This window comes from Lysinibacillus sp. FSL R5-0849 (assembly GCF_038595075.1).
GTDB classification, from domain to species: domain Bacteria; phylum Bacillota; class Bacilli; order Bacillales_A; family Planococcaceae; genus Lysinibacillus; species Lysinibacillus fusiformis.
Genome location: NZ_CP152004.1, coordinates 3,177,408 through 3,190,519 on the forward strand (window position 1 = coordinate 3,177,408; position 13,112 = coordinate 3,190,519).

The following is a 13,112-nucleotide window of genomic DNA, read 5'->3' on the forward strand; positions in this document are numbered from 1 at the left end:
TTACATCAATCCTCCTTTACTAATAAAAGCCAATACTGCACTTGCAAGACCGCCAATTAACAATCTCAATATCCATGTTGTATTGTCTTTAATCCCGCCTAAATCCTCTCGAATTTCCTTGATATTTGATTCAGCTACGGCAAGACGTGTTTTCACATCGGTCATATCACTCTCTAATCTTTCTATTCGTTGATCCATGTCAACACCTCACAAATAAAAATAGCACTGTTCGGCACAGTGCATTGCTTAGGTCTTGTTGTATAAAAATAGCCCTCCACAATTATCTGTGGAAGGCTTTAAAAAAGATTCACCACCAAATGGTGAGGTTTAATAATTAGTTGTCAACATTTATTACATACATACCTGTAACACCCTTACTATCAATATAATCTACTGTTATTACTGAACTTCCAGTTGATACCTTATTTATCTTTATTGCAGCACCATTTTCTAAAGATACTGTTACTACTGATGAATTCGAAGATGTTGGATTTCTAAATGTAACGGTCCCTCCTGAGTTTTCAAATATTATTGCTTCTAAATAATAAACAGTAACACTATTTATGGACATAGAACGTGCATGTCCACTCTCAAATCCAGGCATTATTGTTACATTCGGTGTTGATGGTACGCTATTCTCGTCTTATACCATTTTATCTCGGTTTTATAACGAGCCTTCACCGTACAGGCAACTTTCATCGCATACGGCGATCCGTCAACAATAGATAACTTATTTCCCCACTTTAACTATATGCATATATATATAAATTAAATATTGAGGAATGTTAATAGTTCTTCAAAATGTTAATGGTTAAGATTAATGCATAACGCTAGCTTATGTTGCGTCTACTTGTTTTCGATATCGTTTATTAAATGCTCGGATTTTTTCGCTTGAAGTGATACATCTATTCCTTCTTTTAAATCAGGTCGTTTGATAATGCATTCTTTATACGCCAATGCTCCAGAAGTAATACGATATACTAGGAAATCAATGATAACTTGATTCATATAATAGCCCCTCTTTCTCTAAAATAAGTGTTTGTATTATTTCTTCTAGTTGAGCGATTTTTTCCGAATCAGAAATTACTGGTTGTATAGGTTCTAGTGAATCTATGAAGTCTTTATATTCTTGCTCGGTAACTTGCGTGATGAACTCGTTATCTGGAACTGTATAATCAGTAACGTTGTAAATAAGATAACAAATCTTATAATCGGAGTTGTAGATAGCTGAGTTGGGGACAACCGAGTTTGGTGAGTTAATATCCAGACCATGATAATCCATATTTCAATTACGCGTTAGGTTTGGACATCCGGGTTTGTTGCATGGTCGTAGAGGTTTACTGTTCATGCTGCTCTACCTCTTGCTTCACCCTCGCCATGTCCTGTGCTATGGTGTCCTTAAGCTGTGCCTCGTCCTGCTTTAGTTGGTCTAGCTTATGAGCATCAGCCCACTTCATCTTGCGGTGTAGCTCACGCATCTTTGCCTGTAGCTTACGTGTTGATTCATCTGTATAAAAACAGACATACTCACGTCCACAGTTAGGGCAGTTGAAGTATGTCTTTTGGACTTTGTTATTTAGTTTGTCTAGCTTGAAGTGTTGGACATTGAACCTGTGACCGCATGACTTGTTGCACTTAACAATGATTGGTTCCATGTTATTCAATACCTTGTAATCGTGTTGATAAACGCTTCAAACCATTTGCAATATCCTCAGCGTTTTTATTATTTAAAGTACCAATTGATACTGTAAATTCTTTTTGCTTTTCAATATCTGCATTATCAATCGCATCCAACTCATCAGCCAATGCACCTACATGCTTGGCTATTGCTCGTAGCTTTAATTTAGATTTGTCATCGAAATTCAAATCAATAGTGATTGCAGACTTTCGTTTTGACGATTGTTTCTTTAAGTCCCTGTAATACGGAAGGTTACTATCCTTCCTCTCATCGTAAGGCTTAGGTAAGACAGGTCCTCCACAAATAGGACAAGACACACCATCACACCATCTAAATGTCTACCTTTAAATACATGAGACGAGTCATTCATACATTCACAAACTTGCATAATTCATCCCTCCACAATTCTTAGTTAATTGTATAATAAAAAGCCATCTCGATATGAGATAGCTTATAGCTATAACATTGGTTTGAATAAAAGAAAACCATATGCTAACCCTTTTACTCCATAGAACAGACTTGGAGCGAGTATGAACCATGCTAATTTTTCATCCAATTCTTCAACCTTTTCTTTACTAGTCTTTTTCTCTATAACTTTTTCTATAAACAAAGCAATAATAATAATCATACCTGCCAGTAGTAATGAAGAAATCATTTTCCACATTAATGAAGAAGCTAAGAAAAGATAGACTTCTGGGAACAGTATGAAATCGAAAATAGGTATGAACCAATCTATTATTGTTCCATCTAAAATGTTCTCTATTGATGGTTGTTCATTTGTTAGTTGCCTTTTAACTTCTTTAATAATTTCCTTTAAAAAATCTCTCATTATCTATTCACCCACAACTCATTTTTTATTTCCAATTATTTCTACGGAATTGGAGGTGAAAAGTTTCGTTGTAGATTTCAAATACCATCTCTCAAGGCATAATAAAAAGCCACACTCTAAATGAATGTGACTTGGTTACCATTTTTTATTTACCTGTTTGAAAGAAATTCTAAAGCTTCTCTTACATCTTCAATTGAATTTATTGGATAATCTGGCACTCGACGTTCAGAGATAAAATCTCTGGCCATTAAAAAAAGATGCTCTTCAAAATCTTTTTTGATTACTTTGTATTCCCATACTATCTCATTAAATTCTGATACGTATACGCCTTCTTGAACAACATTGTAAAAACCAGATTGCATACCCATGTACTTTTGGCACCTCCCATCTACCTATATCATAGGATAAATGGAATGGATTGTCATTATAAGAAATATAAAGATAATAATAAGCCGCAACTCATAATGAGTGCGACTATTATGTATTACTTGTTCGCTTCTACATATCTAAGTGTACTTAAGTATGCATCTAATTTATTAATTTGCCTGTTTGATAAAAAATAATAAATGGATAAGATAAATACATATCCAGCAACACCCAATAATGTCAGCATTCTTTCATTTTCAAAAGTAAACAAAACTATTGCCAAAGCAATCAGAGTACTAAATGATGACGTAAATAAACTTTTATGTCCAAGCAGTTGTTGTATTCCATACTCAGTTGTGCGAATCATTATATTTAATTCTTCTACACTTAATTTTTCTAAGGACTTTTCATCCTTATACTTTTTCATGATTTTACTAGTGTAAAATAAATCTTTATTATACTTTTGAATGATATTTGACAAATCAACCACACCTCCTTTGTACTATCATCTTAGTTTAAAGGGATTAAAATGTCACTTCTAGGAATATAATCATAATAAAAAGCCACACCCCATTAGATGGTGTGACTTCAAAACTTCCCATTTAATTTCTAGCAAATGTTTTATTTAACGCTTCTATTGCATGTTTGATTGATTCATTATTATCTTGACCATTAAAAATAATATCAATTTCTTTTTTTAGTGTATTGTTAATATCGCTTACCTTTGCAACATTAATATCTTCTGAAATTACAGGCTCATAGTTTATAATATTAAATGACTTTAACAACATAAATCGGCCTTGTACGATATAATTCCCAATTTCTGATCCCGATTTATCCATCCCCATGTTTTCAAACCACTCTACGGTAGATTGGAAATTGTAATTTTTTTTATGGATAAATAAATAATATGCATAACTTATAAATAAACCTTCAAATGTAAGGTCTTTAGTAATATTTTTATGTACATATTTTTTCCAATCTTCATCACTCATATTTAGATTAATGTCTACTGGAGAGTTATCTACCTTTTGCTCTGAAAATAAAGAAAAAGCACGAAATTCATTTGTAATTTCGTTTTGCATTTTTGAGAGAATGTTACTTAATTTTTCTTCTAGTTCTGAAACAACCATTTTAACGTTATTGTTTTTCAACTCTTTTGTTGTTACTTCCACTCTATTTGCAGATTCTTCTAGTTTCTTAGTAGATGCTACCGTAGTTGAACTTTGGTCAAATGTATACAAGATAGCAATTACAGCTAAAATTATCGAAACAATTGTACCAGCAAATGCCCAATTATCTAATATTAAGCTTTCATATTGGCCTATATCCAATTGCTTGTTTCTGACACACATTTACAAGATCCTCTCAAGCATAATAAAAAGACAATGAAAAAAAGCGTGGATTAGTTATCATTAACTCTCAACTTATTTTAGTTTTTCTCTTATTTCTTCTCAGTTAAACTTATAATATATTCATCAATTATTGATAAATCATTAAATTGCTTAAAACTCTTAAAACTCTTTCCGAGTTCATTACATTTATTAATTATAATTTCCTTATCCTTCTGTGGAATTTCTTCAAATTTACTTAAAACCCCTAAGTCTCTCATAATTGTATGAACAACTCCCATGGAAGCGTACATTGTACCTCTAAAAAACTCATCATTATTCCGACTCATAGTTAATTTTTTCGAAATATCCCTTTTTACTTCATTAGTTACAGCTTGATTATATTGCTGTAACTTAAAAATTGTATACGTGAATAAAACAATTAGGTACGGAGATTTGGGTAAAAATTTATTTACAAACGAATCTAATTCAATAATATCAATACTATCCCCTTCAGATGTATTACTAGAATACATCCTTTCAAATCCAGATTGAGCTAACTTGCTTATTTGTTCCTGAGTTGAATTAATTGAGTTTAGTTTGTCCTCAAAATACGATAATTTCTCTTTTAAGAAATCCGCAGCTTCATTCATTATTTTACTTGATTCAGTTAATCTTTCAGAATCTAAGTCAATTGTAGCTTTTTCTATTTTATCTGCAGATACAGCAATTTTTTCACTTGAAAGATTACTAGATAGTGTTTGAAACAAAGTGAACCCTATAGCTACCACGGCCAAAATAATTGAGACAATAGTTCCAGCAAATCCCCAATGACTAATTACCTCTGTTGCATCTTTATATCTAAAAGTAAAAAGACTAATTGTTCCTAAGCAAATAATTAAAAGCCAGTATAATAAATCCTTTTTTTCTATCCAACTCGTTAGGGTTTTATCATCACATTTTTTGTTTTCACTATCCTCTCCACTTATTTTTCTCTGCTTAGTGTTTGCTAATTGGTTGACTATTAATACAATTATTCCAATTAAGAGAAATAATAAAATCGGAATTATTAATAGCCACCAAGCAGAAATACTTATTGGAACCTGAGTACTCATAAATCGTTTCTCCTTTTATGTAAATAACTACTAAATTATACATAAAAGAATACTAAAAGACTACCTCTCATTTAGAAATGTAGTCTAATATACTTGTTTCCGAAATACACGTACAAGCGAGCGTGTTTATTTTGTAATGCTTATTTTTGTTAGCGTATTTTTGTACGCTTTTGATAAAACTTGATAATATCAATTTACACTGTTTTTTTGCGAACTTCCCTAGTGTTAAGAAGTTCACTTTTATACCCATCCAATTCTTTCCGCTGTTTTATCTATTAAGATGTTACGTTTACGCAATACCTTATGACGAGAAATATATAACTTGTCAGCTATATCCTCCCATTCATAACAGCCATCTGTATCCCAGTAACGCATATCATCGTCTAACTCATTGTATAGGTCTTCCACAGTCTTGATGATGCGTTTTAAGTTTTGGTAATAATCGTCATTGGTTAGAAGCATTGCCTTCTTGGCTGTCGTGTCAGAAATCGTATTACTACGACCCCCAACCATTTCCCCACCTTCATTATGTGGATGCAACAGCTCCCATTCACGATATTTTAATTTCTTTCTATTTTACTCCAGCTCAATCCAATATCTTTCGATTGTCTGTATATCACTACGCGATAACGTAGGCATGTGCAGCACCTACCTTGTTTGTTTATTTCTTAAAAGTGAGCTATAGTCATTCCTTGCTACACTTTTAGTTTTATAATCTTATCCATTCAACTTTAAATGCATCTTGATCACCAACTTCATCGATAAAACAATATTCAACGTAGCCAATTCGATCTATAACTTTGCCTTCTTTATCGTAAAGTACATAAACATAAGTTATGATAATGTCGCATTCAAGACTATTTTTCTCGATAGTTTCTTCTTCTATATAACCTGCTTCTAATAAATACTTGTCAGCGCCTGAAAGTGATAAACCTTGTAAAATAAATAAACTAACCATTATATCCTCCAAATCCCTTTAATTGAATTACCTAGGATATATTTTAAATTATTTTAGATTATTAGCTAGCTAAGAAATGTATTTTTTTATCATTAATCCGCGTTCCCATTCCACATGTTCATGATGGTTAGAACGCCCCTCTCTTTAGATAGTTCTTCATTTGGTAATAGAAATAATGATATATCCAATTTCCACTAAACTTATTATCTAAGTAGACAATTTCGAAGCCGTAACGAGCCTTGAAAGTATTTAACGAGCCAAGCAAAGCAAGTGGATCGTATTTACTTCTATAAGTTCCGTTTAGAATTTTTTTATAGCCTTCTGGATCTTCAAGAAGGCTTGTGAAAGGCATATTTTGCGCTCGAATTAATTCATTTTCAAAGCGTGTACGCTCGTCCTTACCTAAGTTGCCCACAATATCATCAACACTCGCTTTTCGTTCAACTCCACTGTTTAAATAAATATCTCGCATGATGCCAAGCTCTTCATTTTTCGGTAACATCGCTGTGTAATCGCCAGTGTCTAGCTTCTTCAATTTGATTGGTACATCCTTGCTTCGTAAATATTCAAGTATATGGCCATTTACTTGTTCGCGAGTATCAACTACAATCGTCATGGTTTTCATGATTTTGTTTAGCTCTGAATCGGTGTAAGCGTAATGAATCATTGCGAATCACCTAGCAATTCAGGATTTTCGTAAATGTTGGCAACAACTACATAAATATTATTTAGTTGGATTCTCGCACCCATGTCATTAATTTCATCTGTTTTACTGAAGTGATTTTTTGAATTACCATATGATTGATTTATTGAAAGTTTAAATGCACCTTCATCGAAAATTACAGTACCTTTCCAAGTAGCAAATTCATTTTTGAGTAAAACAATATCGCCTTCATAAATCTCCTTGCCGTTCTTGTCTTTTAAGCCTGTGTATTGCATCCACTCATAATCAGTGTGGAAATTAATATCAGCAATCGTATGATTTAGAGCATTTTCACTGAACCGTTTAAATTCTTTATCCCAAGCCCGAAACTTAATCTCTCTCATTCTCTTAACCTCCTTATTTTCACCTAATATCAGCACCGTACATACGTTCTATTTCGAAGTTGGATATATTTATCATCCGTCCTCTAAAACGTCTTAAAACGGCTGTAAATCACTTATTTTGATTAGAATATAAAACAGCACGTTCATACACTTTTTCTTCATGACATTCGAAGCTTCATTTTCAAATTGTCGATAGTCTGTATAAATGTCATTCCATCCGTTCTTAGCTAACGTTTCTTGCCACTCCATGAACAACATCAATGAATCAACGTCCGCGCATACCCACTCATTCAATTTCGGATTGTGCTGCCATCCACAGGCTTCATGTACCATATTTTGCATTGTTTGGTCAATACCGTTGGCACCTTCCCATGATTTAAGCCACTCTTTTACATCTTCAAAAATGGTTTCTCCAACCTTTATTGCATCTGCTGGAATATTATCACCATGATCTATATGAACATCATCTTCTTTCAGATAAATCGTTGCTCCTGATTTCCAAATGATTGATAGAAATTTTAAAACTTGCAATCTATCACCTCGCAATTAACGAAAGTTAAAAATCCGTTATCAAATTGTTACTGAAAATAACTATAAATTACCGAAGTGTTACTAAAAATAACCCTAACGAACCTCAGAGCCCCAAGGGTTTGAGGATTTTTGTTATTTTTATTACCTGTTACGGAGTTTCAGCCCTTATATATATATTTTTTTATTTTTTAATTTTTTATTAATATCCAAAACAAATAACAAAAGTAATTATTAACAATAAAAACAACCTTCAAACCATTGATACATAAGGATTTCTAAGTGATTTTAAAAGTGTTACTTTTCGTAACTTTTTCGTCCATTTCGTCATTTTCCAATAACTTTTGCTGAATTACAGTATCTTTTCGTTCTATGAAAGTAACCCCATAAATGAAATATTTATTTTGAGCTCCCCGTTCTCTCTTGAATCCTTGTGATTCTAAAATTCTATAAAACGCTCGATTTTTGAGTTGGTGTTCGCCATTCTTGTAGCACCAATTTGAATAAACTTCATACAATTCTTTTGCTTCAATTTTCGCGTTAACCTGTTTATGACAGCGTTCAAACATAAACGGCCCAAGGATGTCCATTTCATCTTTATAATCACCTGTAGCTTTCATCACGATCCTCGGTTCATTCAACCCCTTCTGCTGCCACTTCAAGCAACCTTCGATGGCCCAATTCAGGATGCCCGGCATTTCGAGCGACAACTTTTCAAGAAGTTTTTATCACACTTTTCTTTTGGCAGTTGTAGGTTAAATGGAATTAATCGAATACGTCGCCAAATACCTTCGTCCACACCTTTGATTACAGGTTTATGGTTAGTTGTAAAGAACACTTTAAATTCAAGAATGAACTCAAAATATTCTTGTCTTAAGAAGCGTGCTAACACTGGCTCCCCACCTGTAATTTGCTTTACGAAAGCCTCCGACAATTGTTCTCCATCTTCCGATTCAATCGCTGATACAAAACGGCTGCCGACCAATCTGGCAATGTCATTGTTCGCGCCAGTTTCCTTTTTCTTAATAAACGTGTCCGATTTAGCTTGTTTGCCGTATTCGCCCATGAGGTCCTTAACAGTATTAATAAACGTTGATTTACCATTACTACCCCCTCCAATCAGGAAGACCATGATTTGTTCGCTTATTTCACCTGTTAAGCTGTAACCGATTAAACGTTGCATATACTCAATCAACTCTTTGTCACCCTGGAATATTTGCTCTAAGAAACTTAACCATTCAGGGCATTTAGCTGATTCATCAAATGTGATATTTGTTATTTTTGTTAGGCCGAGCTCACGATCATGTGGGTGCAACTTACCTGTTTTCAAATCTACGATGCCATTCGCAACATTGAATAAATATTTATGTTTATCAAATTCTTCTCGATCACCTGGTACCAGCGACATTAAAAATGACAAACTGTTTTTATGAACATTTAATCGTTCACACATCTTCGCCCATTTTTGCTCGCCTTCATCTTCAGATTTGTACAACCCTCGTAAAACCTTGGCTGCAATGCGATAAATTTCTTTCCTGTTATCAATCTTCCATCAACAAAGGTTTATATAGCGATAACGTTATATGGATAAATAAATTGCTACCCACCCTACTAGAAAAATACTGCGTGCTTGCTGAGGAGGTCGGGCATTACCACACAACAACTGGTGATATTCTCGATCTAACCAGCATTGAAAACCGTAAGCAAGAGTTAAGAGCAAGGTCCTGGGCATATGAAAGACTTATTCCCATTTCAAAAATAATAGAAGCACATAAATTACACATAGTAAATCGCTACGAACTTGCTGATTTCCTCAATGTTACAGAGGAGTTTTTAGATGCTGCTCTGGAATGGTACAAGAGTAAATACGGATTATGTGTATATATCTATAATTTCACAGTTTGCTTTGAACCCTTGGGCGTCATTGAATTGTTTGAATGGCTTGATACACCAATTTTAACTTATGGCTCATGAATTAACTTTATATATTTTTTACCCCAAAACAGAACATATGTACTCAAAGGTGGTGATTACTATGTGAGATTAGCGAAAAAAACACTAACGTATGAGAGGAGATTGTTTTATGAAAGGCGGAGTTCGCAAGCGTGGGAACACGTGGTATTACTACTTTGATATGGGCATTGTGGATGGCAAACGTATTCGCCCAGAGTATTCAGCAACAGCTGAAGGAGCCAATACTAAAGCCGAAGCAGAGGCAATTTTAAGAAGAAAGATTTTAGAATATGAAAATGCAGGCACTGTTTTTAAACCCCAAGAAATTACATTACATGATTATTTAGATTTCTGGATGAAGGAATATGTTGAACTCGAATTAGAACCAAATACGTACTATAACTATGAATCAACTATTTGCAATCATATTACACCATACTTAGGAAAGTATAAAGTTAAATCACTGACTCCACATGTGTTGCAGCAATTCATTAATTTAAAAACACGTGAAGGTTACGCTCGGCAAACATTAAGTATAATCATAGGTATCTTAAGCAAAGCATTGAATCATGCAGTATACCCCTACAAATACATTAAAGAAAACCCAATGCATTATGTTGAGTTAATGAAAGATAAGAAACGGAAACCAACTCGTGAGGAATTAAAGATACAAACTAAAGAAAATCTAAGGCTTATTAATAGTTCTTTAGATGAAGAACACCCTTTTTATTTACCATTTCATATTGGGTTACATTGTGGGTTGCGGGTAGGAGAAGTTTGTGGACTCGAATGGAAACACATAAACTTTGAAGAAATGACATTGGAGGTTGAACAACAATTAGTTGCCATTAAAGATGAGAATGGGAAAGCACAATGGCAACCTAGACCTCCAAAATCAAAGGCTGGTTATCGAACAATTCCATTTGGTAATACACTCGCAGAAATGCTTAAACGTATTAAAAAAGCACAATTAGAAAATCGTTTAAAATACGGTGAGTTTTATCTACAGGATCCTGAACATGATTATGTATGTAAAAAAGAAAACGGCGAACATTGTACGCCAAGTGAAATTAAATATAATACTAGAAAAATAAGCGAAAAGTTAAATATTAGTTTTAACTTTCATTCCCTACGCCACACACATGCTACAACTTTAATAGAAAACGGTACACCTGTTAAAACAGTACAAAAAAGATTAGGACATAGTCGAGCTGCCGTAACAGAAGATCGCTATGTCCACCTCACTGAGAAAATGGCTAGAGATGCTGCTAACATCTTTGACTCATTTGCTCAAGATATATAAGAGAAGTATTTCTAACTTATTTTTTTATGGTGGGGAATTGGTGGGGAACCCCACCAAATTGATATAAAATCAATTGTTTAAAACCCCTATAAACACTGTTACATCAACCTTACTTCGTATCATCCATCTTCAGTACAGCCATGAATGCCTCTTGTGGGACTTCGACTGAACCTACTTGTTTCATACGTTTTTTACCTTCTTTTTGTTTATCAAGAAGCTTGCGTTTACGTGAGATATCCCCACCGTAACATTTCGCTAACACATTTTTACGGATAGCTTTAATTGTTGAACGTGCCACAATTTTTTGGCCAACTGCTGCTTGAATTGGAACTTCAAATTGTTGACGTGGGATTAATTCTTTTAATTTTTCAACGATAATTTTACCACGATCGTAGGCAAAATCACGGTGTACGATAAAGCTTAGTGCATCGACTTGCTCAGCATTTAGTAAAATATCCATTTTCACTAATTTTGATTGCTTGTAACCGATTAATTCGTAGTCAAATGATGCATAGCCTTTTGTATTTGATTTCAAATAATCAAAGAAATCGTACACGATTTCTGATAAAGGCATTTCATAAATAATACTTACACGAGTTGTATCAATATAATCCATTGTCATGAAATTACCGCGCTTCATTTGACATAGCTCCATGACCGCTCCTACATAATCATTTGGCACCATAATTGTAGCTTTTACATAGGGCTCCTCTACACGATCAATTTTTTGTGGATCTGGCATAAAGGAAGGATTATCTACTTTGATGGAAGAGCCATCTGTCATATGGACTTCGTAAATTACCGAAGGCGCAGTTGTAATTAGGTCAATATTAAATTCACGCTCAATTCGCTCCTGAATAATCTCCATATGTAGTAATCCTAAGAATCCACAACGGAAACCAAAACCAAGTGCTTGAGATGTCTCAGGCTCATACTGTAGAGCCGAGTCATTTAACTCTAATTTTTCTAAAGCTTCACGTAAATCATTGTATTTGGCTGTATCGATTGGGTATAAACCACAGTATACCATTGGATTTAAGCGACGGTACCCTGCTAGTGGCTCAGTAGCTGGACGGTTTGCATAGGTTACTGTATCCCCTACTCGTGTGTCCCCTACATTTTTAATAGATGCTGTTAAATAGCCTACATCCCCAACCGTTAATTCAGATTGTGGCACAACTTTTGGTGTATGTACCCCAACTTCAATAACTTCGAATTCCGCTCCTGTTGCCATCATGCGGATTTTATCTCCAGGCTTTACAGTTCCATTGATAACACGAATGGAGATGATAACACCTTTATAGGCATCATAAATTGAGTCAAAGATTAAGGCTTGTAGAGGTGCATCTGGATCACCTGTTGGTGCTGGTACCTTTTCAACGATTTGCTCTAAAATATCCTCAATCCCAATTCCTGCCTTAGCAGAAGCTAATACTGCTTCAGATGCATCTAACCCGATGACATCCTCCACTTCTTGACGTACGCGTTCAGGATCTGCTGCTGGTAAATCAATTTTATTAATAACAGGTAATATTTCTAGATCATTATCAAGAGCTAAATAAACATTTGCCAGTGTTTGCGCTTCAATACCTTGTGCAGCATCCACTACTAAAATGGCGCCCTCACAAGCAGCTAAACTACGGGAAACCTCATATGTGAAATCGACATGTCCTGGTGTGTCGATTAAATGAAATGTATATACTTCACCGTTTTTTGCTTCGTACTTTAATTGAACTGCATTTAATTTAATCGTAATGCCTCGCTCACGCTCTAAATCCATTGAGTCGAGGAGCTGTGCTTTCATTTCACGGGATGTTAATGATTTTGTTTGCTCTAAAAGACGGTCTGCAAGCGTTGATTTCCCGTGGTCAATATGTGCAATAATAGAGAAATTCCGTATATTCTCTTGTCGTTTTAAACGTGCTTCTCGGTTCATCTTTTCCACTCCTAATTAAACTATAATGAATTATACTATGAACGCTACTCAAAGTACAACAGCAACTA

At 34.4% G+C, this 13,112-nt stretch carries 17 protein-coding genes and 2 pseudogenes; 2 read left to right on the forward strand and 17 right to left on the reverse strand.

Features of this window, described 5'->3' with window-relative positions; translation table 11 throughout:
• The 16 genes and pseudogenes from MKY80_RS15595 to MKY80_RS15670 all read right to left on the reverse strand — a co-directional run.
• Window positions 1-198, reverse strand: coding sequence for a hemolysin XhlA family protein (locus MKY80_RS15595; protein ID WP_342530109.1), 198 nt, complete (start codon window positions 196-198; stop codon window positions 1-3).
• Between the two features lie 136 nt (window positions 199-334).
• Window positions 335-604, reverse strand: a complete 270-nt coding sequence (locus MKY80_RS15600) for a hypothetical protein (RefSeq protein ID WP_342530112.1) — start codon at window positions 602-604, stop codon at window positions 335-337.
• Window positions 605-846: 242 nt separating this feature from the next.
• Window positions 847-1,008, reverse strand: a complete 162-nt coding sequence (locus MKY80_RS15605; protein ID WP_342530114.1) for a hypothetical protein — start codon at window positions 1,006-1,008, stop codon at window positions 847-849.
• A 329-nt stretch (window positions 1,009-1,337) separates the two neighbouring features.
• Window positions 1,338-1,664: a hypothetical protein gene (locus tag MKY80_RS15610; protein ID WP_342530116.1), complete on the reverse strand. Its 327-nt coding sequence runs from the start codon at window positions 1,662-1,664 to the stop codon at window positions 1,338-1,340.
• Window positions 1,657-1,995, reverse strand: coding sequence for a hypothetical protein (locus tag MKY80_RS15615; RefSeq protein ID WP_342530118.1), 339 nt, complete (start codon window positions 1,993-1,995; stop codon window positions 1,657-1,659). The genes MKY80_RS15610 and MKY80_RS15615 overlap by 8 nt, the downstream gene beginning before the upstream one ends.
• 140 nt (window positions 1,996-2,135) lie before the next feature.
• The gene (locus MKY80_RS15620; RefSeq protein WP_342530119.1) at window positions 2,136-2,507 is read right to left on the reverse strand and encodes a hypothetical protein; all 372 of its coding nucleotides are present in this window, start codon (window positions 2,505-2,507) and stop codon (window positions 2,136-2,138) included.
• Window positions 2,508-2,656: 149 nt separating this feature from the next.
• Window positions 2,657-2,875 (reverse strand): hypothetical protein, encoded by a 219-nt coding sequence (locus tag MKY80_RS15625; protein ID WP_342530121.1) that lies wholly within the window; start codon window positions 2,873-2,875, stop codon window positions 2,657-2,659.
• 116 nt (window positions 2,876-2,991) lie between these two features.
• A complete protein-coding gene (locus tag MKY80_RS15630) occupies window positions 2,992-3,354 on the reverse strand; it encodes a hypothetical protein (protein WP_342530123.1) in 363 nt (120 codons plus the stop codon).
• 121 nt (window positions 3,355-3,475) lie between these two features.
• Window positions 3,476-4,207, reverse strand: a complete 732-nt coding sequence (locus tag MKY80_RS15635) for a hypothetical protein (protein ID WP_342530125.1) — start codon at window positions 4,205-4,207, stop codon at window positions 3,476-3,478.
• A 110-nt stretch (window positions 4,208-4,317) separates the two neighbouring features.
• On the reverse strand, window positions 4,318-5,319 hold the full coding sequence (locus tag MKY80_RS15640; protein WP_342530127.1) for a hypothetical protein: 1,002 nt from the start codon (window positions 5,317-5,319) through the stop codon (window positions 4,318-4,320).
• Window positions 5,320-5,559: 240 nt separating this feature from the next.
• A pseudogene (locus tag MKY80_RS15645) lies at window positions 5,560-5,880 on the reverse strand (transcriptional regulator); the annotation flags it as partial.
• A gap of 148 nt (window positions 5,881-6,028) precedes the next feature.
• On the reverse strand, window positions 6,029-6,277 hold the full coding sequence (locus MKY80_RS15650; RefSeq protein WP_342530129.1) for a hypothetical protein: 249 nt from the start codon (window positions 6,275-6,277) through the stop codon (window positions 6,029-6,031).
• A 127-nt stretch (window positions 6,278-6,404) separates the two neighbouring features.
• Complete coding sequence (locus tag MKY80_RS15655; protein WP_342530131.1) at window positions 6,405-6,944, reverse strand: ERCC4 domain-containing protein; 540 nt, start codon at window positions 6,942-6,944, stop codon at window positions 6,405-6,407.
• A complete protein-coding gene (locus MKY80_RS15660) occupies window positions 6,941-7,324 on the reverse strand; it encodes a YopX family protein (protein WP_342530133.1) in 384 nt (127 codons plus the stop codon). The genes MKY80_RS15655 and MKY80_RS15660 overlap by 4 nt, the downstream gene beginning before the upstream one ends.
• Window positions 7,325-7,417: 93 nt before the next feature.
• Window positions 7,418-7,855, reverse strand: coding sequence for a hypothetical protein (locus tag MKY80_RS15665; protein WP_342530135.1), 438 nt, complete (start codon window positions 7,853-7,855; stop codon window positions 7,418-7,420).
• 275 nt (window positions 7,856-8,130) lie between these two features.
• Window positions 8,131-9,404: pseudogene (locus MKY80_RS15670) on the reverse strand (phage/plasmid primase, P4 family); the annotation flags it as partial.
• Between MKY80_RS15670 and MKY80_RS15675 the strand changes: the two are divergent.
• Together MKY80_RS15675 and MKY80_RS15680 are read left to right on the forward strand one after the other, a co-directional pair.
• A complete protein-coding gene (locus tag MKY80_RS15675; RefSeq protein WP_342533069.1) occupies window positions 9,404-9,826 on the forward strand; it encodes an ImmA/IrrE family metallo-endopeptidase in 423 nt (140 codons plus the stop codon). The pseudogene MKY80_RS15670 and the gene MKY80_RS15675 overlap by 1 nt on opposite strands.
• Window positions 9,827-9,935: 109 nt before the next feature.
• Entirely contained in the window at window positions 9,936-11,108 is a 1,173-nt protein-coding gene (locus MKY80_RS15680; RefSeq protein WP_342530136.1) for a site-specific integrase, read from the forward strand.
• A 109-nt stretch (window positions 11,109-11,217) separates the two neighbouring features.
• Here MKY80_RS15680 and lepA read toward each other — a convergent pair whose 3' ends face one another.
• The gene (lepA, locus tag MKY80_RS15685) at window positions 11,218-13,044 is read right to left on the reverse strand and encodes a translation elongation factor 4 (RefSeq protein ID WP_008179541.1); all 1,827 of its coding nucleotides are present in this window, start codon (window positions 13,042-13,044) and stop codon (window positions 11,218-11,220) included.
• Window positions 13,045-13,112 lie beyond the last annotated feature (68 nt).